Raw genomic sequence first — 22,006 nt, 5'->3', positions numbered from 1 at the left:
GCGTGAAGCTGAACGCAGGGGTATACCTCAAACAACTTCCCCAAGCATAGCAGCCATCGGGTCGCACGCCGCTACTTCGCGCATGAATTTCCCCCGGTGCGCCCGACGGCCCTGCTCCGGCAGGCCGATACACTGGGCCCTCGGAAGGCGGTGCGCATGGAATTCCTGATCATTGGCGGCATCGGGCTGGTCATCCTCGTGGTGGCGCTGCTACTGGGCGACTTCCTGGACCTGTCGGTGCCCTTTGACGGGATGCTCGACAACGACGTCTTCTCGATCGCGACGATCAGCGCCTTCATCGGCGCCTTCGGTTTCGGCGGTGCCATCGCCCAGCAGATTTTTGGCACGCTGTGGCTGGCCGTCCCGGTCGCCGTGGTCATGGGCGTGCTGTTCAGCTGGTTCACCATCTGGTTGACCCGCGCCCTCAAGAACTCTGCCACCGGCACCTCGGTGAACACCCGGTCGCTGGTCGGGCGCGAGGCCCGGGTGGTGACCGCCGTCCCGGCAGACGGCTACGGCCAGGTCTCGTTGAGCGTCAACGGGCACCGGACGATGTACTCGGCCAGGGCTGCGGCGGCCGTCGAGGCCGGCACCAGCGTGTGGATCTCCAACGTGCTCTCGGCCACGGCCGTCGAGGTGCAGCCCACCCACCCGCTCGACGCCACCACCGACGCCCCGGAACTGGGCGCGACCAGCACCGACGCAGACGGGCCGGTCGGTCCGGACCCCAACACCGCGCCCTGAGGACCGCTGCCACCGTGCGGCACTCATACCTGAAGATCTGAATGAGAGGAATTCACCATGGACGTCATGGTGTTCGTGGCCGTGGGCCTGTTCGTGATGGCGGTAGTGGCCTTCGTCTACTTCGTCTGTGCCCACAAGACGGCCGGCGAGGGCCAGGCCTACGTCTACGGGGACAAGGTGATCACCAACAGCGGCGGCTTCGTCTTCCTGCCCACCGGCCGCCGCGTCTTGGACCTGGCGCGGCGCCCCATCACCACCTCGGCCGCACCCGCCCGCACCCGCGACCACCAGCTGGTCACCGTCACCCTGGACGCTGACGTCTCGGTGCCCGCCGACCACGAGTCCATCCGCATCGCTGCCAGGCATTTCGCCGGCGTCGAGGACACCATCGATGCGGTGGCCGGGGAACTGCTGGAGTCGGCCGTCGCCAGCATCCTGGCCACCTGCGACCAGGCCGGCCTGGCCGATCGGGCCGGCTTCGCCGAGCGGGTCCGCAGCCGGGCCAACAGCGGACTGGCCAGGCTCGGGCTGACGCTGGACTCGGTGCAGATCTCGTCGCTGGTGACCACGCCCGACGAACTCATCGCCCGCTAGGCTCCGCCTGACAAGCCTCGACACCACCCAAGGAGAATCATCGTGGACCTGCCCGTTCTATGGATAGCAGTAGGTGCGCTCGTCGTCCTGCTGGTCCTGCTCGTGCTGCTGATCCTCAGCCGCTACAAGGTCGCCGGACCCAACGAGGCCTACATCGTGACCGGCCAGAAGGGACGTGAGGTCAAGAACCCCGAGACCGGCGTGGTCTCCACCGACCTGTCGGGCCAGAAGGTGGTCATGGGTGGTGGCGTCTTCGTCGTCCCCTTCGTCCAGCGCCTGCACATCCTGGACCTGTCCAGCCGTCGCATCATGATCCAGATCCGTGGCGCCGTCTCGGGCCAGGGCATCAAGCTCAACCTGGACGGTGTCGCCATCGTCAAGGTGGGCGGCAACGAGGACTCCATCCGTGCCGCCGCCCAACGGTTCCTCACCCAGCAGGACGAGATCGAGACCTTCACCCAGGAGACGCTGGCCGGCTCGCTGCGTTCGATCGTCGGCTCCCTGTCGGTGGAGCAGATCATCCGTGACCGGGCCGCGTTCGCCCAGCGGGTCGCCGACGAGTCCGAGGCCTCGCTGACCGGTCAGGGACTGGTCCTGGACACCTTCCAGATCCAGGACATCACCGATGACGGCTCCTACCTCAGCGACCTCGGTCGTCCCGAGGCCGCCAAGGTGCAGCAGATTGCCTCGGTGGCCGAGGCCGGTGCCCGGCAGGAGGCCGAGCAGGCCCGCATCGCCGCCGAGCAGCAGATCGCCATCAGCCAGCGCGAGCTGATGCTGAAGACCGCCGAGATCAAGTCCGAGACCGACGCCGCCGCCGCCACGGCTGCCGCGTCGGGTCCGTTGGCCCAGGCCGACCGCGACCAGGCCATCCTGGGCGAGCAGGAAAAGGTGGCCGTGCGCCAGGCCGCCCTGAAGGACCGACAGCTCGACACCGAGGTGCGCAAGCCGGCCGACGCCGAGCGGTACCGCATCGAGACCGAGGCCGAGGCGAAGAAGAACTCCGACATCTTCCAGGCCGAGGCCGCCAAGCAGACCTCCATCGCGCGTGCCCAGGCAGAGGCAGAAACCGCACGCCTGACCGGTGAGGGCGACAAGTCCCGCCGTTCGGCGCTGGCCGAGGCCGAAGCCATTGAGGGTGCCCGACGCGGTGAGGCCGAGAAGGCCCGCCGTATTGCCGAGGCCGAGGCACTGCGTGCCGAGGGTGAGGCCCAGGCATCGGCGATCCTGGCCACCGGTCAGGCCGAGGCAGAGGCCATGACCAAGCGCGCCGAGGCCTTTGCCCGGTACAACGAGGCCGCCGTGCTGCAGATGCTGGTCGAGGTGCTCCCGCAGGTCGCCGAGAAGGTGGCGGCCCCGATGGGCAACATCGACAAGCTGACCGTGGTGTCCACCGACGGTGCCGCCGCGCTGCCCAAGACGGTGACCGACAACGTGGTGCAGACGATGGAGCTGATCAAGAACACCACCGGGGTGGACCTGGGCTCGCTGATCGGCAAGTACTCCGGTGCGGCCACCGAGAAGGCCGCCACCCAGCGGGCCGCACCGAGCAGCACCATCATTCCCGGTCAGGTGAAGTGAGGTCTCGCTGAGACCCGCCCCGCGCGGGGAACGCACCAGGCCCGGACGATCTCTCGTCCGGGCCTGGTGCGTTCAGCGGTCGTCCGGGGCTACTTCTGGCCGTACACGTTCTGGTAGCGGTCGAAGAGCTGGTCGATCTGCTCCTGGGGAATGGGGATGACCTCGCCCAGCTGGCGCGCAATGTGCACGGTGCGGGCGACCTCCTCGACCATCACGGCCGCCTTGACCGCAGCCTTGGCGTCCGACCCGATCGTGAACGGGCCGTGGTTGCGCATCAGCACGGCGCGTGACCGCGAGTCGCGCAGGGTCTCGACGATGCCGCGCCCGATGGAGTCGTCACCAATGATCGCGAACGGTCCCACCGGGATCGGCCCACCGAACTCGTCACCCATCATGGTCAGCACGCAGGGAATCTCCTCACCGCGGGCAGCCCACGCCGTGGCGTAGGTCGAGTGGGTGTGCACCACCCCGCCGACGTGGTCCATGTTCCGGTACACGTAGGCGTGGGCCGCAGTGTCCGAGGACGGGCGCAGCCGGTCGGGGGTGCCGTCGGCGATCTTGTCCCCGTCCAGGGTGCAGACCACCATGGTGTCGGCGCTGAGCTCGTCATAGGAGACGCCCGAAGGCTTGATGACGAACAGGTCAAGACCCGGCACCCGCTGGGACACGTTGCCGGCGGTCCACACGACCAGCTCCCAGCGCGGGAGCTCGCCGTGCAGGGCCGCCACGACTTCGCGGGTGCGCTGGATCTCGGCCTGCTGATCGACGGTGAAGTCGGCCAGAGCGATCATCACTTGCCCTCGGTCGCCTCGCGGCGAATCTGCTTCAGGGTGTGCATGACCTCGTTGCCGCCCTTACCGAAGTAGTCGTGGAGCTTGACGTACTCGGCGTAGAGCTTGTCGTACTTCGCGGCACGCTCCTCGTCGGGGGTGTACTTGTTCTCCTCCTTGCCGCCCATGGCCTCGGAGGCGGCGAACACGTCGGGGTAGATGCCGGCGGCGACCGCGGCGTAGATGGCGGCACCGAGGGCGGGAGCCTGGCTGGAGGTCGCCACCGACAGCGGACGGCGGGTGATGTCGGCGTAGAGCTGCATCAGGAACTCGTTCTTCAGCAGACCGCCGGCACCGACGATCTCGGTGATGGCCACGCCGTGCTCCTCGAAGTTCTCGATGATCCGGCGGGCACCGAAGACGCAGGCTTCCTGCAGGGCGCGGTACTGGTCCTCGGCGGTGGTGGTCAACGTCTGGCCCAGGATCATGCCCGACAGGTTGGCGTCGGCCAGGATCGAACGGTTGCCGTTGTGCCAGTCCAGGGCCAGCAACCCGTGCTCGCCGACCTCCTGGCTGGCGGCCTTGTCGGTCAGCAGCTCGTGCAGGCTGACGCCCTTCTCGTCGGCCTCGGCCTGGTAGTGGGCCGGGACGCTGTTCTCGACGAACCAGGCGAAGATGTCGCCGACGGCGGTCTGGCCACCCTCGAAGCCCCAGTAGCCGGGCACGATGCCGCCATGGACGATGCCGAAGGTGCCAGGCACCTCCTTGTAGTCCTCGCCCGAGACGACCCAGCACACCGAGGTGCCCAGGATGCCGGTCAGCTGGCCGGGCTCCACGGCCTTGACGGCGGTGGCGGTGACGTGGGCGTCAATGTTGCCGGAGGCCACGGTCACGTCCTCGCCCAGGCCGAGCTCCTTGGCCCACTGCGGGGTCAGGGTGCCGACAGCGGCGCCGAGCGGGACGATCGGGGCCGGCATCTTCTCCTCGAAGACATTGGCGAAGTCAGGGTTCAGGGCGGTCAGGTACTCCTTGGACGGGTAGGCGCCGTCCTGGTACTGGCGCTTGTAGCCCGAGTCGCCCTCGGCGTAGGCGAGGGTGCCGGTCAGCTGCCACGGAATCCAGTCCAGGGCGTTGACGATGTGCACGGCCGCCTTGAAGACCTCGGGCGCCTTCTCCAGGGTCTCCAGTGCCTTGGGCATCAGCAGCTCGGAGGAGAGCACGCCGCCGTAGCGTCCCAGCCACTCCTCGTTGCGCTCCTCGGCCAGGGCGACGATCCGGTCGGCCTGCTCCTGGCCACCGTGGTGCTTCCACAGCTTGATCCACGCGTGCGGGTTGTCCTGGAACTCCTCAAGCTGGTTCAGCGGGGTGCCGTCCTCGGTGGTGACCAGCACGGTCGCCGAGGTGTGGTCCAGGCCGATGCCCTTGATCTCGCTGGGATCGATGCCGGCGTCCTTGATGGCGGCGGGGATGGCGTGACGCATCACGTCCAGGTAGTCCTGCGGGTCCTGCAGGGCGAAATCCGGGGGGAGCTTCTTGCCGGCGAGTTCGCGGTCGATGACCCCGTGGGGGTAGTCCATCACCCCGGTGCCGACCTCCTCGCCGGTCTCGGCGTTCACCACGATGGCGCGCCCCGACAGTGTTCCGAAGTCCATTCCAATGACGTAGCTCATGCTGTGCAGCTCCTTTGTCAGCGACGTGAGCGCGCGCGCAGTGAGGCCGGCGGGCCGGCAGGAACAGCACTGCTCACCACCTGGTGCCCAACATGCTGCCGCCGTCACCCGGAACCGCCGAGACGATCCCTGACGCGAACGTATTGCTGATCACCCTAGCCGCAGCCCCGGCCCCGGTTGGGGTGGGGGTGGACAAGCCTGCACGAACGCGCGCGCCCGGCACCGGCGGCTCGCACCATGTGTGCGAGCCACCCGGACCGGGCGCGATGACTGGCGTCTGGTTCAGCCGGCGACGGCGGTGGCGATGGCGTCACCGACGGCGGACGTGGAGCGCGGCGCCGAGCCGCGGCTGGTGATGTCGGCGTGGACCGCCGTCTCGATGCGCTGGGCATCCTCGGTGCGACCCAGGTGGTCCAGCAGCAGCGCCATGGAACTGATGGCCGCCGTTGGGTCGGCGACCTGCTGGCCGGCGATGTCGGGGGCCGAGCCGTGCACCGGTTCGAACATGGAGGGGAACTCGCGGCTCGGGTTGATGTTGGCCGAGGCGGCCAGGCCGATGCCGCCGGTGACCGCGGCGGCCAGGTCGGTGATGATGTCCCCGAACAGGTTGTCGGTGACGATGACGTCGAAATGGCTGGGGTCGACGACCATCTTGATCATGGCTGCGTCGATGTGCAGGTAGTCACGCTGCACCTGCGGGTACTCCTCGCCGATCTCGGTGAACAACCGGTTCCACAGCCCGCCGGCGTTGACCAGCACGTTGTGCTTGTGCAGCAGGGTCAGCTTGTTGCGGCGCCGGGTGGCGCGCTCGAAGGCGTCGCGGATGACCCGGTCGACGCCGTAGGCGGTGTTGACGCTGACCTCGGTGGCCAGTTCGTGCGGGGTGCCGACGCGCACGGCGCCGCCGTTGCCGCAGTACAGGCCCTCGGTGCCCTCACGGACGACCACGAAGTCGATGGTCCTGCCCTCGACGATGCTCGGGGCCAGGGGAGTGGCCACGCCGGGGTACAGCACGCTGGGTCGCAGGTTGACGGCATGGTCGAGCGCGAAGCGCAGCTTCAGCAGCAGACCGCGCTCGAGCAGTCCGCTGGGGATCTCGGTGGAGCCGGGGGCAGCGCCGACCGCTCCCAGGATGATCGCGTCGACGCCCTTGAGTTCGGCCAGCACCGCGTCGGGCAACACCTCGCCGGTGCGCTGCCAATAGCTGGCACCCAGGTCGTAGTCGACGAAGCTGAAGGTGTTCTCGCCGACGGTGGCCTTGAGCACCTTGAGCGCTTCCGCGGTGACCTCGGGGCCGATGCCGTCTCCGCCGATGACGGCGATGGTGGGGGTCTGGTTCATGCCGACCACCCTATGGCGCTGCCCGCGCGCCGCCGCGCACATCTCAGGTGGACAGGGGCGTCCCACGTGACGGACGTCACGGGTCACTGACGGGCCCGCGCGCAAGACTGAATGATCGGTGGGGCCGACGCTTTCACCCTGATGCCTTGATCTGGAGACTCCATGATGACCAGCCCGGTGGCCCCTGAACAGGTGCACATCTATGACACCACCCTGCGCGACGGCGCCCAGCAGGAGGGCCTGCGGCTCAGCGTCGCGGACAAGTTGCGCATTGCCGGCCTGCTCGACGAGCTGGGTGTCAGCCACATCGAGGGTGGTTGGCCGGGCGCCAACCCCAACGACACCGCCTTCTTCCAGGCGGCCGCCGAACGGCTGACCCTGCGCAACGCGCAGCTGGTCGCCTTCGGGGCCACCCGCAAGGCCGGTGTCAGGGCCGCCGACGACCCTCAGGTCGCCGGCCTGCGCGACGCCGGCACCGACCTGATCTGCCTGGTCGCCAAGTCCCACGACCGTCACGTCGAGCAGGCCCTGCGCACCACCCTGGACGAGAACCTCGAGATGGTCCGAGACACCGTCACCCACCTGGTCGGTGAGGGCAAGCGGGTCTTCGTCGACTGCGAGCACTTCTTCGACGGCTTCCTCGAGAACCGCACCTACGCCCTCGAGGTGGTCCGCGCCGCCGCCGAAGCCGGGGCCGAGGTCGTCATCCTGTGCGACACCAACGGCGGCATGCTGCCCAGCCGGATGGGTGACATCGTCTCGGCCGCCAGCGCCATCGGCGTCGACCTGGGCATCCACTGCCACAACGACACCGGCTGCGCGGTCGCCAACTCGATGGCGGCGCTGGAGGCCGGCGCCATGCACGTCCAGGGCACCATCAACGGCTACGGCGAACGGACCGGCAACGCCGACCTGACCACTGTCGTGGCGAACCTGCAGCTCAAGTACGGCTGGGACGTGCTGGGTGGGCGTGGACTGGAGTCGCTGACCAGGATCAGCCACACCATCAGCGACATCACCAACCAGTCACCGCAGATGCGCCAGCCCTACGTCGGACGCTCGTCCTTCGCCCACAAGGCGGGTCTGCACGCCAGCGCCATCCGGGTCGACCCGAACCTGTACCAGCACGTCGACCCCGACCTGGTCGGCAACCACATGCGGATGCTGATCTCCGACATGTCGGGACGTGCCAATGTGCTGATCAAGGCCGAGGAGCTCGGCATCGAACTCAGCGACCGTGCCGCCGCCGCCCGCGTCGCCGATCGGATCAAGCAGCGCGAGGCCGAGGGCTACTCCTACGAGTCGGCCGACGCCAGCTTTGAACTGTTGCTGCGCGACGAGCTGGGCAGCCTCACCAAGCCATTCGTCGTCGACACCTGGACCGTCTCGACCACCCACGCCGCCGATGGTGAGGGCGACTCCACCGCCACCATCCACCTGGGCGAACAGACCTACGAGAGCATCGGCAACGGTGCCCTGAACGCGCTGGACGCCGCCCTGCGTGACGCCCTGGTCGGCGACCACCCGGCGGTGCAGCACTACAGGCTGGTCGACTACCGGGTGCGGATCGTCGAGCAGGAGCACGGCACCGACTCGGTGGTAAGGGTGCTCATTGACACCGTCAACGAGCAGGAGACCTGGACCACCGTCGGGGTGGGCACCAATGTCGTGGAGGCCTCCTGGGAGGCCCTGTCCGACGCCTACCTGTACGGACTGGTCAAGCACTACGCCTAGCCCGCCAGCACGCTCAGGCGGTGATCCTCTCGAGCACGAGCGGGGTCGGTTCGCCGGACTGGTCGGTGATGGTCCAGCCACCCTGCAGCGCCTCGACGGCCCGGGCGACGGCATCGGGGGTGTCGGTGTGCAGTTCCAGCAGCGGCTGGCCGGCTCGCACCGGGTCGCCGGGCTTGGCCAGCATCCGCACCCCGGCCGCGGCCTGCACCGGGTCCTCCTTCCGGGCGCGGCCCGCGCCCAGCCGCCAGGCCGCGATGCCCACCGCCATCGCGTCCAACGTGGTCAGGACCCCGTCCCGCTCGGCCGTCACCACCTCCACGTGCCTGGCGGTCGGCAGCGCGGCGTCCGGGTCGCCGCCCTGGGCCGCGATCATCCGCCGCCACGCATCCATGGCCGAGCCGTCGGCGAGCCGATCCGCCGGGTCGACGTCGACCCCGGCGGCGCTGACCATCTCGCGGGCCAGGGCCAAGGTGAGCTCGATGATGTCGGCGGGACCGCCGCCGGCCAGCACCTCCACCGACTCGGCCACCTCGAGCCCATTGCCGGCGGTCAACCCCAGCGGGGTGTCCATGTTCGTCAGCAGCGCGGTGGTCCTCACCCCGGCCGCCGTGCCCAGGGCCACCATCCGCCGGGCCAGTTCGGCGGCGTCGCGGTGGTTCTTCATGAACGCTCCCGACCCGACCTTGACGTCGAGCACCAGCGCGTCGGTGCCCTCAGCGATCTTCTTGCTCATGATGGAAGAGGCGATCAACTCGATCGCCTCGACGGTCCCGGTCACGTCGCGCAGGGCATAGAGCTTCTTGTCGGCCGGCGCCAGTCCCGAACCGGCCGCACAGATGACGGCGCCCACGTCCTCCAGCTGGTTCCAGACCTGCTCATTGGTCAGGTTCGCCCGCCAGCCGGGGATGGCCTCCAGTTTGTCCAGGGTGCCGCCGGTGTGGCCCAGGCCTCGTCCGGACAACTGGGGGACGGCCACCCCGCAGGCCGCGACCAGGGGGGCCAGCGGCAGGGTGATCTTGTCGCCCACCCCACCGGTGGAGTGCTTGTCGGCGGTGGGCCTCGACAGGCCGGAGAAGTCGAGGCGCTCACCGGTCTCGATCATCGACGTGGTCCAGGAGCTGAGTTCGCGATCGTCCAGGCCCCGGAAGAGGACCGCCATCGCCATCGCCGACATCTGCTCGTCGGCAACGGTGCCGTCGGTGTAGGAGCGGATCAGCCACGCGATCTCGGCGTCGCTCAGCACACCTCCGTCCCGCTTGGTGCGAATGAGGTCAACGACGGCGAATTCAGGCATGGCGACAGTCTGGCAGAGCGGGCCCTGCCCGTGCAGTGCGGTGGCACAGGAGTTCCGCCCGGGCGCCGGGCGACCCCTAGTCTGGGGGCATGCGCATTGCTCGATACTCCGCCCCCGGCCAGGACCCCGCCTACGGCATCGTCGAACTCGCCGCCGACGGCGGCGATCATCCCGACACCGTTGCCACCCTGACGGCCGATCCGCTCGCGGGTCCGGTGAACTTCACCGGTGCTCGCCACGCACTCGACGAGGTCCGGCTGCTGGCCCCGGTCATCCCGCGGTCCAAGGTCGTCGGGGTGGGGCGCAACTTCTCGGCGCACGCCGCCGAACTGGGCAATGAGGTGCCCAAGAGCCCCCTGATCTTCTTCAAGCCCAACACCACCGTCGTCGGCCCCGCCGACGTCATCGTGCGACCGGCCGCCACCAACGACCTCAACTTCGAGGGCGAACTCGCCGTGGTGATCGGCCGCATCTGCAAGCAGGTGCCGATCGAACGCGCCGCCGACGTCATCTTCGGCTACACCATCGCCAATGACGTCACCGCCCGCGACCTGCAGCAGGTCGAGCCGCAGTGGGCGCGGGGCAAGGGCTCGGACACGTTCTGCCCGCTCGGGCCGTGGATCGTCACCCACCTGGACCTGGACGAGGCAGCGAACCTGTCGATCCGGACCACCCTGGACGGTGCGGTGCAGCAGGACGGCAACACCAACCAGATGGTCTTCGGCATTGCTGAACTGGTCAGCTTCATCTCCTCGTTCACCACCCTGCTGCCCGGTGACGTCATCCTGACCGGCACCCCGGCCGGGGTCGGACCGATGGAGCCCGGCCAGGAGGTCAGCATCACCATCGAGCAGATCGGCACCCTCACCAACACCGTGGTGGCGGAGGACCAGTGAGCCAGGCGCGCCCGCCGAAACCCTTGCCCGCCCACGACCCGGTGCTGCCCTTCGGGGGATCGACCCAGCCGGTGCGGCCCCCCGAGCCGGGGGTGCCGTTCACCCAGGTGCTGCGGGGACCGGGCTTCCTGCCGGTGCGCAGCTGGGTCGGGCTCGCCTTCGCGCTGTTCGGGTATGCCCTGGTCGTGCCGCTGACCAACCAGGCCCTGAACTGGGTGTTCTGGCTGGTCTGGGGCAACGGTCAGAGCTTCGCCAACTACTTCCGGCGGGCCAATGCCTACGCGATGCCCCAGGGTCTGGTCGCCGGACACCTGGCCCTGGCGACGTTGACGTTGATCGCACTGGTGATGGTCGTGTTCTGGCACCGTCGACCCGGCGCCTTCCTGTCCAGCGTGCAGCCGGGGCTGCGTTGGCGCTACCTGCTGTTGTGCCTGCCGGTGGCCGCCGTCATCCTCAACGTGGTGCTGTGGGTGGGGCAGGGGTCGGTGCCCGAGTTCACCCTGCCCGACGGCTGGTGGTGGTGGGTGCTGGCCATCGTGCTGTTCTCACCGTTGCAGGCCGCCGGTGAGGAGTACTTCTTCCGCGGCTACCTGCTGGCCGGCATCGGCTCGCTGTCGAGGCACCGCTGGGTCGGGATCGTCGCCTCGGCGCTGGTCTTCGCCCTGTTCCATGGTGTCCAGAACGTGTGGCTGTTCGTCGACCGGTTCGCCTTCGGGTTGCTGGCCGCCCTCCTGGTGGTGGTGACCGGCGGACTGGAGGCAGCGATCGCCGCCCACGTCGCCAACAACGTCTTCGCGTTCGGGTATGCGGTGTTCACCGGGTCGGTGGCCAGCACCCGCGCCGTCCAGCAGATCGGCCCCCTCCAGGCGGCGATGGACGTGGTGGGCTTCGCGCTGGTCGCGGTGGCCTGCTGGGCGCTGGGACGACGGCTGAAGGTGGCCACCACCACCCCGGGTGGCTGAGCGTCCGGTCGGGCCGTCCCCTGTGGACGCCGAGCCGACAGGACGATGTGGCACCCGGGCCACAACGTCGCGTGGGTCGGGCGTGTGAGCAGGACATGGTGGCACCCAGGCCACGATGTCGGGTCGTCGAGCTGATTCGACGCGACGTCGTGGCACCCAGGTCACAACGTCCGGTGGACGAGTCCGGAGAGCCCGCCGATTTGCCGCCGGGCGACCAGTCCTCTAGAGTTAATCCTCGTTGCCGAGGGTTCGAGGCGGGCACCGCAGGTGCTTGTCAGAGGCCGATCGACAGCTTTGGGGTATGGTGTAATTGGCAACACGGATGATTCTGGTTCATTTGTTCTAGGTTCGAGTCCTAGTACCCCAGCGCAGCGAGTTTGCGCGAGTGCCCAGCACCTCGCTAGCATTCTCTAGCTCGCCCCCGTTGTATAGCGGCCTAGTACGCTGCCCTCTCACGGCAGTAGCGCCGGTTCGAATCCGGTCGGGGGTACCACGCAGCAGGGCCCGCTCCCTTTCGGGGGAGCGGGCCCTGCTGCGTTCTGGTTCTGGGTCATTCGGTGATGGCCGCGCGCCGCAGCACCTCCGAGAGACGCTCGGCCGCCGACATCACCGCCGGGGCGTGCAGCCGTCCGGGCTGCCGGGTCAACCGCTCGATGGGCCCGGAGACCGACACCGCGGCAATCACCTTGCCCGAGGGGGCCCGCACCGGGGCCGAGACCGAGGCCACCCCGGCCTCGCGTTCGGCAATCGACTGGGCCCAGCCGCGGCGGCGGACACCGGCCAGGGCGACGGCGGAGAAGCTGGACTGGGTGAGCCCGCGCTGCATCCGGTCGGACTCCTCCCAGGCGAGCAGTACCTGGGCGGCAGAGCCTGCGGTCATGGTCAGGGACGACCCGACCGGGACGGTGTCGCGCAGGCCCGGGGGGCGCTCCGCGGCGGCCGCACAGATGCGCACGTCGCCCTGCCGGCGGAAGAGCTGCGCCGACTCGCCGGTGATGTCCCGCAGCCGTGCGAGGATGGGACCGGCGGTGGCCAGCAGACGGTCCTCGCCGGCCGCCGATGCCAGTTCGGCCAGCCGGGGGCCGAGCACGAACCGGCCCTGCAGGTCACGTCCCACCAGCCGGTGGTGTTCCAGGGCAACCGCCAGTCGATGCGCGGTGGGTCGGGCAAGACCGGTCGAGGTGACCAGTCCTGCCAAAGTGGTGGGGCCGGCCTCGAGGGCTCCGAGCACCAGTGCTGCCTTGTCGAGTACGCCGACGCCTGAGCTTTCGTCCATGTAGTGAGACTACGATCTCACCTAATGAAATGCCAACTGTACTCTGGGGGAGCGATATTCACGCAGGCTGCGTGCTGCGACGACACCCGGGGACCCGCGCCCCGGTCGGCGCCGCAGGGTGGCACCGACACAGAACCGGAGTGGTGATGGGCAAGACGCTGAGCGACAAGCTCTGGGACGCACATGTCGTCCGACAGGCCGAGGGCGAACCCGACCTGCTGTACATCGACCTGCACCTGGTCCATGAAGTGACCAGCCCGCAGGCCTTCGACGGACTCCGGCTCGCCGGACGCACCGTCCGTCGTCCCGAGAACACGCTGTGCACCGAGGACCACAACACCCCGACCCTCAACATTCTCGCGCCGATCGCCGACCCGGTCAGCCGGGCCCAGGTGGACACGCTGCGCAAGAACGCCGCCGAGTTCGGCCTGCGCATCCACTCGTTGGGCGACAAGGACCAGGGCGTGGTCCACATCATCGGACCCCAGCTGGGCATCACCCAGCCCGGCATGACCATCGTCTGCGGCGACTCGCACACCTCGACCCACGGCGCCTTCGGTGCGCTGGCGTTCGGCATCGGCACCTCCGAGGTGGAGCACGTGCTCGCCACCCAGACCCTGCAGCAGGCCCGGCCCCAGACGATGGCGGTCACCGTGAACGGCGTCATGCCCGAGGGTGTCACCGCCAAGGACCTGGTGCTGACCCTGATCAGCAAGGTCGGCACCGGCGGCGGCCAGGGCTACATCGTCGAGTACCGCGGCACCGCCATCGAGTCGCTCTCGATGGAGGGCCGCATGACGATCTGCAACATGTCGATCGAGTGGGGCGCCAAGGCCGGCATGATCGCTCCCGACCAGAAGACCTTCGACTACCTGCAGGGACGGCCGCACGCCCCCGAAGGTGCCGAGTGGGACGCCGCCGTGGAGTACTGGCAGACCCTGCGCACCGACGACGACGCCGTCTTCGACCGCGAGGTCGTCATTGACGCCGCCGAGCTCACCCCCTTCGTCACCTGGGGCACCAACCCCGGGCAGGGTGTCCCGCTGGCCGGTGCCGTGCCCCGCCCCGAGGACTTCACCGACCCGGTCGACAAGTCGGCCGCCGAGCGGGCCCTGGAGTACATGGACCTGGTCGCCGGCACCCCGATGCGCGACATCTCGGTCGACACCGTCTTCCTGGGATCGTGCACCAACGGACGCATCGAGGACCTGCGGTTGGCCGCCAGCGTCCTGAAGGGCCACAAGATCGCCGACAGCCTGCGCATGCTGGTCGTCCCGGGCTCGGCCCGGGTCCGCGTCGAGGCCGAGGCCGAGGGGCTGGACAAGATCTTCCTGGACGCCGGCGCCGAGTGGCGCGCCGCCGGGTGCTCGATGTGCCTGGGCATGAACCCCGACCAGTTGACCCCCGGTGAGCGTGCCGCGTCGACCTCGAACCGCAACTTCGAGGGCCGTCAGGGCAAGGGCGGACGCACCCACCTGGTCTCCCCGGCCGTCGCGGCCGCCACCGCCATCACCGGACGCCTCAGCTCGCCGGCCGATCTGAAGAACTGAAGGACGCAGACATGGACAAGTTTCTGACCCACACCGGTGTCCCGGTGCCGCTGCGTCGCAGCAACGTCGACACCGACCAGATCATCCCGGCCGTCTACCTGAAGCGGATCACCCGCACCGGCTTCGAGGACGGGCTGTTCGCCGCGTGGCGCAACGACCCCGAGTTCGTGCTGAACCAGGACGCGTACAAGGCCGGCACCATCCTGATCCCCGGACCCGACTTCGGCACCGGCTCCTCGCGTGAACACGCGGTCTGGGCGTTGCAGAACTACGGCTTCAAGGTCGTCATCGGCAGCCGCTTCGGCGACATCTTCCGCAACAACTCCGGCAAGGCGGGTCTGCTGGTGGCAGGCGTCGAGCAGGACGTCGTGGAGAAGTTGTGGGACTGGGTCGAGGCCCATCCCGGCACCGAGATCACCGTCAGCCTGGAGGACCGCAGCATCGTCCTGGCCGACGGCACCCGCTACGAGTTCCAGATCGACCCGTTCACCCGGGAGCGACTGCTCGAGGGGCTGGACGACATCTCGATGACGCTGACCCATGAGGACGACATCAGCACCTATGAGGCCTCGCGCCCCAGCTTCAAGCCCAAGAGCCTGCCGGTCAGGACCGCTGACTGATCCCAGCGCCGGGCAGGCCGACCCGGGTGCCGCCAATGGTGACCCGGACCAGGGCCCCGCGCTCGTCGAGGCTGGCCAGCACCCGCTGGCCGGTCACCGGCGCCAGACCGGCGGCGGCGCTGGCAGGCACCTCGACGCGCTCACCGCGGTCGGTCACCGCGGTCCAGCCGGTCCCGGTGGGACGGCCGAGGGTGAGCGCGAGCAGGGGCATGGAGCCACTGTAGTGACGTCGGGGAGCCTGCGCGCGTGGGTGGGGTGATCATCGCTACCCTTTTGGGGCAGGCCGCTGACCACCGAGGAGCATCCGTGACCGAGAACTCGCCCGGCATCGTGGCGAACGACACCTCCGAGCGCCAACGGTTGTCGCTGCGCCAGGCCAACGCGGAGCCGGCAGAGCCCGTCTTCCGGGCCCTGGGCCGGGTGGTGCACGCCGCCTGCGGCGCCTTGTTCGGACGCACCTGGTACAACAGCGACCGGCTGCCCACCACCGGCGGCATCATCGTGGTGAGCAACCACATGTCCTACATGGACGCCCTGATCCTGGGTGAGTACCTGATCTGGTCGGGTCGCTGGCCGCGATACCTCGGCAAGGCCGAACTGTGGACCATGCCGGTGATCGGGTGGCTCGCCCGCCAGTGCGGACAGATCCCGGTGCACCGTCGTACCGCCAGGGCCGGCGATGCCCTGGTGGAGGCGCAGCAGGCACTCGAGCGGGGTGCTGCTGTCACCATCTTCCCCGAGGGCACCGAGACCAGTGACCCCGAGCTCTGGCCGATGAGCGCGCACACCGGCGCCGCCCGGCTGGCGCTCCAGGGCGGGTGGCCCGTCATCCCGGTGGCCCAGTGGGGAGCGCAGCGGATCATGCCGGACGGGCGGGTCACCTGGCCACGGCTGCTGCCGCGCAAGCACTGCAGCGTGGTCTGTGGCGACCCGGTGGACCTGTCCGACCTGGCGCAGCACCTGGGCACCGCCCGCGAGTCCGAGGCCGTCCGGGCCGCCACCGACCGGGTGCTGGACGCACTGACCGCACTGCTCGCCGACCTGCGGCAGGAGCGGCCACCCAGCGGCGGACGCTGGCAGCACAGGACCTCGACCCGCATCCCCAGCAAGCCGATGCTGGAGCAGACCCCACCTCGTCCCATCGCACCGGAGGACCACCAATGAGCCCCGCCGAGCGTCCCACCGTGCTGCTGGTCTTCGGCGGCAAGAGCTCCGAGCACCCCGTCTCGTGCCTGACCGCCGCCAGCGTCCTGGCGGCCATCGACACCGACCACTACCAGGTCGTCGCCGTCGGCATCACCCGCGACGGACGCTGGACGCTGGTGCCGCTGGCCGAGGCAGCGGCCATGAAGACCGTCGACGGCACCCTGCCGACGGTCACCGGGGAGCACCCGGAGGTCGTCCTGGGCAATGGGGGAGTGCTGTACCGGGTGGCCGGCGGTGCGTTGGGTCCGGTGGCCACCGTCGATGTGGCGCTCAGCCTGATGCATGGTCCCTACGGCGAGGACGGGACCATCCAGGGGTTGTTCGAGATGGCCGGGATCCGCTTCGTCGGGTCCGGGGTCGCCACCTCCGCCAACGGCATGGACAAGGCCCTGATGAAGACCACGTTCGCCCGCTTCGGCATTGCGCAGGGGCCCTGGCAGCTGGTCACCGACCTCGACTGGACGCAGCGCCGTGAGGCCACGCTGACCCGGCTCACCGAGCTGGGCCTGCCGCTGTTCGTGAAGCCCGCCCGGGCCGGCTCGTCGATCGGCATCACCCGGGTCACCGACCTGGCCGACCTGCCGGCGGCCATCGGGACCGCCCGCGAGCACGATCCCCGGGTGGTGGTCGAGCACGGACTGGCCGGGGTCCGCGAAATCGAGTGCGCCGTCCTGCAGGGCCGCGACGGGGCGCCGCCGCGGGCCTCGCTGCTGGGTGAGGTGCGGATGCTCACCGACGGCTTCTACGACTTCGACGCCAAGTACCTGCCCGGTGACCAGGTCGCCCTGGACATCCCGGCCACCGTGGACGACCGGTTGCAGGCTGCCGCCCAGGCCCTGGCGGTGCGCACCTTTGAGGCCATGGACGCCGAGGGCCTGGCCCGGGTCGACATGTTCGTCACCCCCGACGGCCAGGTGCTGGTCAACGAGATCAACACCATGCCCGGATTCACCCAGTACTCGATGTACCCATCGTTGTGGCAGGCCAGTGGCATGTCCTACGCGGAGTTGATCGACGAGCTGCTGGGGCTGGCACTGTCCCGTCCGCTGGGTCTGCGCTGAGCGTCATTGCCGGCCCTCAGGCGCAGGGGGTGACCAGCGCCATCTTCGCCACCGCCGCGCTGAGGTCCATCAGTGCGTCACCGGCGGGTTCGAGATCCTCGGTGACGACCACTTCGATGAAACCCGTGCGTCCGATGGTGGTGAACCGCCAGGCCTCGTCCAGTGCGGTGCCCGGTTCCTCCGAGAACCAGCCAATTCCGTTCAGCTCGTCGCAGGGACTGGTCCGGTCGAGTCCCGCGGGCTGCTCGACACCGCAGCGCAGGCTGATCCGGGCCTGGCCCCAGGTGGCGATGTTGCCGGTCACGACGCGCTCGCCCTGGCCCATCACCTGCTGCGGCAGCGCAGTCATCACGCTGGCACACTGGCTGGCCACCGCACCCGAGGGCGAGGGCTGTGCCAGGGTCGGCGGCCCGGCGCTGCACCCACCGCTGAACCCTGCGACGAGCAGCGCCATCGTGGTGGCCAACACCCCTGGTCGCATCTGACCTCCTGCTCGCGAATGGTTGCCTCGACACGCCCACGGTAGCGTGGAGCACCGGACCGCGGCGGCCGCCGTCCGTGCGAGCAGGAGGCGTTGATGGCGCAGACCCAGGAAACCACCCTCGGGCAGATCGGCGAGTTCGGGCTGCTGCGAGACCTGCTGGCCGACCTGCCCAGTTCACCGGCGGTGTCGGTCGGACCGGGGGACGATGCCGCGGTCTTCCTGGTCAGCGGCTCGGCGGTCGTCAGCACCGACATGCTGGTCGAGGGGGTGCACTTCCGCCGGGACTGGTCGGAGCCGCGCGAGATCGGTCACAAGGCCGTGGCGGTCAACGCCTCCGACATCGAGGCCATGGGGGCGCGTCCGGTGGCGATGGTGATCGGGCTGGGCGCGCCGCCGCACACCCCGGTCGCGTGGGTACGCGAATTGATGGTGGGCATCACCGAGGAGGCTGCCCAGGCCAATCTGGTGCTGGTCGGCGGGGACACCACCCGTTCGGCCGACATCAGCATCTCGGTCACCGTCATCGGCGAGACCGATGGACTCGCCCCCGTGCTGAGGTCGGGGGCCCGTCCCGGCCAGCTGGTGGCCTTCGCTGGACGACTCGGCTGGGCGGCCGCCGGGCTGACCACCCTGCAACGCGGATTCCGCTCACCCCGCGCGGCCGTGATGGCCCAGCGCATGCCCCAGGTGCCCTACGGCCAGGGTCGGATCGCGGCCGAGTCGGGGGCCACCGCCATGATCGACATCTCCGACGGCCTGCGCGGGGACCTTGGCCACATTGCCCGCGCCTCGGGGGTGGTCATCGACCTGGACACCAGCCTGGTGCCCATCGACGAGCCGCTGCGGGTGGTCGGCCAGGCCACCGGTGTTGATCCGCTGACCTTCGCCCTGGGTGGGGGTGAGGACCAGGGCCTGGTGGCCACGTTCGACCCGGGCTTCGTCCCCGAGGGCTGGACCGTGATCGGTGAGGTCAGGCGGGTGCCCGGAGGGATGGAGCCGATGGTCCTGGTCGACGGGACCGCCCCCGAGGGGCCCGCCGGATGGGACCACTTCAGCTGATCCCTGATCAGGCCTGCCCGGTGTGGCAGTCGCCAGACCAGCTGCCCGGTCGGTAGCCTACGACCCATGGCGACCCGCGTGTCTTCCCCACCGCGGGCCAAGAGCGGCAGCACGCGCTCTTCCGGTTCGCGGTCGTCCGGAAGCAAGACAACCACCCGACGACCTGCCGCGAAACCAGCGCGGCAGTCCCAGGGCAATCCCTTCTTCCGCGGTGTCGCCGCCCTGTGGCGCGGACTGGCCCACCTGGTGGGCAATGCCTTCCGCGGACTCGGCGAGGGTGTCGAGGACATTGACCCGCAGGTGCGCCGCGACGGCCAGGGCCTGTTCCTGCTCGGCCTGGCCATCGTCACCGCCGCCGAGTTCTGGTACGGGCTGCCGGCCCCGGTCGGCACCTGGATCCATGTCGGATTCGCCACCGTCTTCGGGGCCGTGAGCTACGCCCTGCCGCTCGGCTTCCTGGCCATGGCCTACCGCACCCTGCGCCACCCCGAACGCAATGGCGCCACCGGCCGGCAACTGATCGGCTGGTCGTGCACCCTGTTCGGCGTGCTCGGCCTGGTCAACATCGTCCGCGGCCTGCCCACGCCGGCCGACCAGCCTGCCCTGCGCGCCGCCGGCGGCGCCCTGGGCTACATCTCCTCCAGCATGTTCACCGAACTGCTCACCCGCTGGGTGGCGATCCCGCTGCTGGTCCTGATGGCCCTGTTCGGTCTGGTGGTCATCATCGGCATGCCGCTCTACGAGATCGGCGACCGGATCCATGCCGCCCGGCTCAGGGCCAGCGAGCACCGCGCCGCCCGTCCCCGCCCGCCGAAGCTCGAACTGGGCGTCGACCAGGCCTATGACAGTCCGCTGCTGCGCGACGAGACCCCCCATGACGAGGACGACCACGACGAGGATGACGCCACCGACGTCCTGACCTTCCCTGCCCCGGGCGCCGCGGTCGGCGCTGAGGTCGGCGGCGACGAGGTCTTCGACCTGGACGCGTTCAACACGGCCCCCGAACCGGGTGGGGCTCCCACCACCGCCGGGCTGGCACCGGCAGCGGCCAGGCCCGAGCCGAGCGCCCCCGAGCACTCCCCGGCACCGACCGGACGGGTCGAGCAGCACACCCTGACCGGCGACGTGCAGTACCTGCTGCCCGACCCGGCCACGCTGAAGCCCGGCAGCACACCCAAGGCCCGCAGCGCCGCCTCCGACGCGGTCGTCGGTCGGCTCACCGAGGTGCTGACCCAGTTCGGCATCGACGCCACCGTCACCGGCTACACCCGCGGCCCGACGGTCACCCGCTACGAGGTCGAACTCGGCCACGCCGTCAAGGTCGAGAAGGTCACCGCCCTCAGCAAGAACATCGCCTACGCGGTGGCCTCGCCCGACGTGCGGATCCTGTCGCCCATCCCCGGCAAGTCGGCCATCGGCATCGAGATCCCGAACCAGGACAAGGAGGTCGTCTCCCTGGGCGACGTCCTGCGCTCCCCGAAGGCCATGAACGACCACCATCCGATGACCGTCGGCCTCGGCAAGAACGTCGAGGGTGGCTTCGTGGTGGCCAACATGGCCAAGATGCCGCACCTGCTGGTGGCCGGTGCCACCGGGTCGGGCAAGTCCAGCTTCATCAACTCCCTGATCACCTCGGTGATGATGCGCGCCACCCCCGACGAGGTGCGGATGATCCTGGTCGACCCCAAGCGTGTGGAGCTGACCCACTACGAGGGCATCCCGCACCTGGTGACCCCGATCATCACCAACCCGAAGAAGGCCGCCGATGCGCTGCAGTGGGTCGTGCGTGAGATGGACATGCGCTACGACGACCTGGCCAACTTTGGCTTCCGGCACGTCGACGACTACAACAAGGCGGTGCGGGCGGGCCAGGTGAAGCTGCCCGAGGGCAGCGATCGCGACCTGGTGCCCTACCCCTACCTGCTGGTGGTCGTCGACGAGTTGGCCGACCTGATGATGGTCGCCCCCCGCGACGTCGAGGACTCCATCGTCCGGATCACCCAGTTGGCGCGAGCCGCCGGCATCCACCTGGTGCTTGCCACCCAGCGTCCCTCCACCGACGTGGTCACCGGCCTGATCAAGGCCAACGTGCCCAGCCGCCTGGCCTTCTCGACCAGTTCGATGACCGACTCCCGGGTGATCCTCGACCAGCCCGGCGCCGAGAAGCTGGTCGGCCAGGGTGACGGACTGTTCCTGCCGATGGGCGCCTCCAAGCCGGTGCGCGTCCAGGGCGCCTGGGTCACCGAGTCGGAGATTCGCAATGTCGCCGACAGCATCAAGGACCAGGTCAAGCCGCAGTACCGCACCGACGTCGTCGCGCCGGCCAGCGGCACCGCCAAGCCCGCCGAGGACATCGGCGACGACCTGGAACTCGTCCTGGACGCCGCCCGCCTGGTCGTCGAGCTGCAGCTGGGCTCGACCTCGATGCTGCAGCGCAAGCTGCGCGTCGGTTTCGCCAAGGCCGGACGGTTGATGGACATCCTGGAGACCCGCGGCGTCGTCGGACCCTCCGAGGGGTCCAAGCCGCGTGAGGTGCTGGTCAAGCCGGACGACCTGGAGGGCGTCCTGGTGAACCTGCAGCAGGGCTGAGCCTGCTGGCGTGAGGAGGGTGCAGCCATGCCGACATCCCTGGTGATCCTGGCCGACACGCACGTCCCCCGACGTGCCCGCGACCTGCCACCCGAGCTCTGGGCGGCCATCGAGTCGGCCGAGGTCGTCATCCATGCCGGGGACTGGGTGGACCTCTCACTCCTGGACGAACTCGAGGCGCGGAGCCGACGACTGCTGGGGGTGGTGGGCAACAACGACGGCGCCCCGCTGCGTCAACGGCTTGCCGAGGTCGCCACCGCCACCATCGAGGGCCTGCGCGTGGCGGTGGTCCACGAGACCGGGCAGGCGGCCGGGCGCGAACGCCGGATGGACCAGACCTTTCCCGACACGGACCTGCTCGTGTTCGGCCACAGCCACATCCCCTGGGACAGCCTCACACCCGCAGGGATGCGGCTGCTCAACCCCGGCTCGCCCACGGATCGGCGACGCCAGCCCCACGGGACCTTCCTCACCGCCACCGCCGACGCGGGCCAGTTGCGCGACGTCAGGTTGGTGCCGGTGGACGAGTCCTGGCGGGTCCGGGGGAGGTAGCTGGTGCGCCGGGACAGGGCGAT

At 69.5% G+C, this 22,006-nt stretch carries 20 protein-coding genes and 2 tRNA genes; 15 read left to right on the top strand and 7 right to left on the bottom strand.

Annotated elements, in window-relative coordinates; all coding sequences use genetic code 11:
* The first annotated feature begins 156 nt into the window (after positions 1-156).
* Genes IPV09_RS00890 through IPV09_RS00880 form a run of 3 tightly spaced genes read left to right on the top strand, consistent with a single transcriptional unit; the run spans position 157 to position 2,919 of the window.
* Entirely contained in the window at positions 157-744 is a 588-nt protein-coding gene (locus IPV09_RS00890) for an NfeD family protein (protein WP_207472970.1), read from the top strand.
* A 57-nt stretch (positions 745-801) separates the two neighbouring features.
* Positions 802-1,338 (top strand): SPFH domain-containing protein, encoded by a 537-nt coding sequence (locus tag IPV09_RS00885; protein ID WP_207472968.1) that lies wholly within the window; start codon positions 802-804, stop codon positions 1,336-1,338.
* 42 nt (positions 1,339-1,380) lie between these two features.
* A complete protein-coding gene (locus IPV09_RS00880; protein ID WP_207472967.1) occupies positions 1,381-2,919 on the top strand; it encodes a flotillin family protein in 1,539 nt (512 codons plus the stop codon).
* Between the two features lie 89 nt (positions 2,920-3,008).
* On the opposite strand, the gene IPV09_RS00875 is transcribed toward IPV09_RS00880, so the two are convergent.
* The 3 genes from IPV09_RS00875 to IPV09_RS00865 all read right to left on the bottom strand — a co-directional run bounded on the left by IPV09_RS00875 (position 3,009) and on the right by IPV09_RS00865 (position 6,700).
* Positions 3,009-3,710 (bottom strand): L-ribulose-5-phosphate 4-epimerase, encoded by a 702-nt coding sequence (locus IPV09_RS00875; RefSeq protein ID WP_207472966.1) that lies wholly within the window; start codon positions 3,708-3,710, stop codon positions 3,009-3,011.
* A complete protein-coding gene (locus tag IPV09_RS00870; RefSeq protein ID WP_207472965.1) occupies positions 3,710-5,359 on the bottom strand; it encodes a ribulokinase in 1,650 nt (549 codons plus the stop codon). The genes IPV09_RS00875 and IPV09_RS00870 overlap by 1 nt, the downstream gene beginning before the upstream one ends.
* Positions 5,360-5,641: 282 nt before the next feature.
* Entirely contained in the window at positions 5,642-6,700 is a 1,059-nt protein-coding gene (locus tag IPV09_RS00865) for a 3-isopropylmalate dehydrogenase (RefSeq protein WP_207472964.1), read from the bottom strand.
* 165 nt (positions 6,701-6,865) lie between these two features.
* Here IPV09_RS00865 and cimA point away from each other — a divergent pair, with 165 nt between their 5' ends.
* Positions 6,866-8,434 (top strand): citramalate synthase, encoded by a 1,569-nt coding sequence (gene cimA, locus IPV09_RS00860; RefSeq protein WP_207473052.1) that lies wholly within the window; start codon positions 6,866-6,868, stop codon positions 8,432-8,434.
* A gap of 13 nt (positions 8,435-8,447) precedes the next feature.
* On the opposite strand, the gene IPV09_RS00855 is transcribed toward cimA, so the two are convergent.
* Complete coding sequence (locus tag IPV09_RS00855) at positions 8,448-9,728, bottom strand: thymidine phosphorylase (RefSeq protein ID WP_207472963.1); 1,281 nt, start codon at positions 9,726-9,728, stop codon at positions 8,448-8,450.
* An 89-nt stretch (positions 9,729-9,817) separates the two neighbouring features.
* Between IPV09_RS00855 and IPV09_RS00850 the strand changes: the two genes are divergently transcribed.
* From IPV09_RS00850 to IPV09_RS00835, 4 genes are all read left to right on the top strand, one after another.
* Positions 9,818-10,624, top strand: coding sequence for a fumarylacetoacetate hydrolase family protein (locus IPV09_RS00850; RefSeq protein WP_207472961.1), 807 nt, complete (start codon positions 9,818-9,820; stop codon positions 10,622-10,624).
* Positions 10,621-11,586 (top strand): lysostaphin resistance A-like protein, encoded by a 966-nt coding sequence (locus IPV09_RS00845; RefSeq protein WP_370590165.1) that lies wholly within the window; start codon positions 10,621-10,623, stop codon positions 11,584-11,586. Before IPV09_RS00850 ends, IPV09_RS00845 begins: the two co-directional genes overlap by 4 nt.
* A 295-nt stretch (positions 11,587-11,881) precedes the next feature.
* Positions 11,882-11,953: transfer RNA gene (locus tag IPV09_RS00840), tRNA-Gln, on the top strand.
* Positions 11,954-12,003: 50 nt separating this feature from the next.
* Positions 12,004-12,079: transfer RNA gene (locus IPV09_RS00835), tRNA-Glu, on the top strand.
* Positions 12,080-12,136: 57 nt separating this feature from the next.
* Here the strand turns inward: IPV09_RS00835 and IPV09_RS00830 are convergent.
* Positions 12,137-12,862, bottom strand: a complete 726-nt coding sequence (locus IPV09_RS00830) for an IclR family transcriptional regulator (protein ID WP_207472959.1) — start codon at positions 12,860-12,862, stop codon at positions 12,137-12,139.
* A gap of 146 nt (positions 12,863-13,008) precedes the next feature.
* Here IPV09_RS00830 and leuC point away from each other — a divergent pair, with 146 nt between their 5' ends.
* Together leuC and leuD are read left to right on the top strand one after the other, a co-directional pair.
* Positions 13,009-14,412 carry a 3-isopropylmalate dehydratase large subunit gene (gene leuC / locus IPV09_RS00825; protein ID WP_207472958.1) on the top strand — a complete coding sequence of 468 codons (1,404 nt, stop codon included), beginning with the start codon at positions 13,009-13,011 and terminating at the stop codon, positions 14,410-14,412.
* An 11-nt stretch (positions 14,413-14,423) separates the two neighbouring features.
* Positions 14,424-15,032: a 3-isopropylmalate dehydratase small subunit gene (gene leuD / locus IPV09_RS00820; RefSeq protein ID WP_207472957.1), complete on the top strand. Its 609-nt coding sequence runs from the start codon at positions 14,424-14,426 to the stop codon at positions 15,030-15,032.
* On the opposite strand, the gene IPV09_RS00815 is transcribed toward leuD, so the two are convergent.
* On the bottom strand, positions 15,016-15,243 hold the full coding sequence (locus tag IPV09_RS00815) for a hypothetical protein (protein ID WP_207472956.1): 228 nt from the start codon (positions 15,241-15,243) through the stop codon (positions 15,016-15,018). The genes leuD and IPV09_RS00815 overlap by 17 nt on opposite strands.
* Positions 15,244-15,338: 95 nt before the next feature.
* Between IPV09_RS00815 and IPV09_RS00810 the strand changes: the two genes are divergently transcribed.
* Together IPV09_RS00810 and IPV09_RS00805 are read left to right on the top strand one after the other, a co-directional pair.
* A complete protein-coding gene (locus tag IPV09_RS00810) occupies positions 15,339-16,196 on the top strand; it encodes a lysophospholipid acyltransferase family protein (RefSeq protein ID WP_207472955.1) in 858 nt (285 codons plus the stop codon).
* Complete coding sequence (locus IPV09_RS00805) at positions 16,193-17,299, top strand: D-alanine--D-alanine ligase family protein (RefSeq protein ID WP_207472954.1); 1,107 nt, start codon at positions 16,193-16,195, stop codon at positions 17,297-17,299. Before IPV09_RS00810 ends, IPV09_RS00805 begins: the two co-directional genes overlap by 4 nt.
* 16 nt (positions 17,300-17,315) lie before the next feature.
* Here IPV09_RS00805 and IPV09_RS00800 read toward each other — a convergent pair whose 3' ends face one another.
* Positions 17,316-17,780 carry a DUF3515 family protein gene (locus tag IPV09_RS00800; protein WP_207472952.1) on the bottom strand — a complete coding sequence of 155 codons (465 nt, stop codon included), beginning with the start codon at positions 17,778-17,780 and terminating at the stop codon, positions 17,316-17,318.
* Positions 17,781-17,876: 96 nt separating this feature from the next.
* Here IPV09_RS00800 and IPV09_RS00795 point away from each other — a divergent pair, with 96 nt between their 5' ends.
* The 3 genes from IPV09_RS00795 (at position 17,877) to IPV09_RS00785 (ending at position 21,983) form a co-directional block, all read left to right on the top strand.
* Positions 17,877-18,842, top strand: a complete 966-nt coding sequence (locus IPV09_RS00795) for a thiamine-phosphate kinase (RefSeq protein ID WP_207472950.1) — start codon at positions 17,877-17,879, stop codon at positions 18,840-18,842.
* Between the two features lie 66 nt (positions 18,843-18,908).
* Positions 18,909-21,431 (top strand): DNA translocase FtsK, encoded by a 2,523-nt coding sequence (locus IPV09_RS00790; protein ID WP_207472948.1) that lies wholly within the window; start codon positions 18,909-18,911, stop codon positions 21,429-21,431.
* A gap of 27 nt (positions 21,432-21,458) precedes the next feature.
* Complete coding sequence (locus tag IPV09_RS00785) at positions 21,459-21,983, top strand: metallophosphoesterase family protein (protein ID WP_207472946.1); 525 nt, start codon at positions 21,459-21,461, stop codon at positions 21,981-21,983.
* The last annotated feature ends 23 nt before the right edge of the window (positions 21,984-22,006 follow it).

The sequence above is a fragment of the Tessaracoccus sp. SD287 genome (assembly GCF_017355265.1).
Classification (GTDB): Bacteria; Actinomycetota; Actinomycetes; order Propionibacteriales; family Propionibacteriaceae; genus Aestuariimicrobium.
Note: the sequence above shows the minus strand (reverse complement) of the source record. Positions and strands in the feature narration are given on the sequence as shown.

Coding starts and splice junctions, on each gene's coding strand:
- IPV09_RS00865 (WP_207472964.1), bottom strand. CDS start 6,700: ATGAACCAGACCCCCACCATCGCCGTCATCGGCGGAGACGGCATCGGC.
- IPV09_RS00785 (WP_207472946.1), top strand. CDS start 21,459: ATGCCGACATCCCTGGTGATCCTGGCCGACACGCACGTCCCCCGACGT.
- leuD (WP_207472957.1), top strand. CDS start 14,424: ATGGACAAGTTTCTGACCCACACCGGTGTCCCGGTGCCGCTGCGTCGC.
- leuC (WP_207472958.1), top strand. CDS start 13,009: ATGGGCAAGACGCTGAGCGACAAGCTCTGGGACGCACATGTCGTCCGA.
- cimA (WP_207473052.1), top strand. CDS start 6,866: ATGACCAGCCCGGTGGCCCCTGAACAGGTGCACATCTATGACACCACC.
- IPV09_RS00870 (WP_207472965.1), bottom strand. CDS start 5,359: ATGAGCTACGTCATTGGAATGGACTTCGGAACACTGTCGGGGCGCGCC.
- IPV09_RS00875 (WP_207472966.1), bottom strand. CDS start 3,710: ATGATCGCTCTGGCCGACTTCACCGTCGATCAGCAGGCCGAGATCCAG.
- IPV09_RS00790 (WP_207472948.1), top strand. CDS start 18,909: ATGGCGACCCGCGTGTCTTCCCCACCGCGGGCCAAGAGCGGCAGCACG.
- IPV09_RS00815 (WP_207472956.1), bottom strand. CDS start 15,243: ATGCCCCTGCTCGCGCTCACCCTCGGCCGTCCCACCGGGACCGGCTGG.
- IPV09_RS00795 (WP_207472950.1), top strand. CDS start 17,877: ATGGCGCAGACCCAGGAAACCACCCTCGGGCAGATCGGCGAGTTCGGG.
- IPV09_RS00800 (WP_207472952.1), bottom strand. CDS start 17,780: ATGCGACCAGGGGTGTTGGCCACCACGATGGCGCTGCTCGTCGCAGGG.
- IPV09_RS00855 (WP_207472963.1), bottom strand. CDS start 9,728: ATGCCTGAATTCGCCGTCGTTGACCTCATTCGCACCAAGCGGGACGGA.
- IPV09_RS00885 (WP_207472968.1), top strand. CDS start 802: ATGGACGTCATGGTGTTCGTGGCCGTGGGCCTGTTCGTGATGGCGGTA.
- IPV09_RS00805 (WP_207472954.1), top strand. CDS start 16,193: ATGAGCCCCGCCGAGCGTCCCACCGTGCTGCTGGTCTTCGGCGGCAAG.
- IPV09_RS00850 (WP_207472961.1), top strand. CDS start 9,818: ATGCGCATTGCTCGATACTCCGCCCCCGGCCAGGACCCCGCCTACGGC.
- IPV09_RS00830 (WP_207472959.1), bottom strand. CDS start 12,862: ATGGACGAAAGCTCAGGCGTCGGCGTACTCGACAAGGCAGCACTGGTG.
- IPV09_RS00890 (WP_207472970.1), top strand. CDS start 157: ATGGAATTCCTGATCATTGGCGGCATCGGGCTGGTCATCCTCGTGGTG.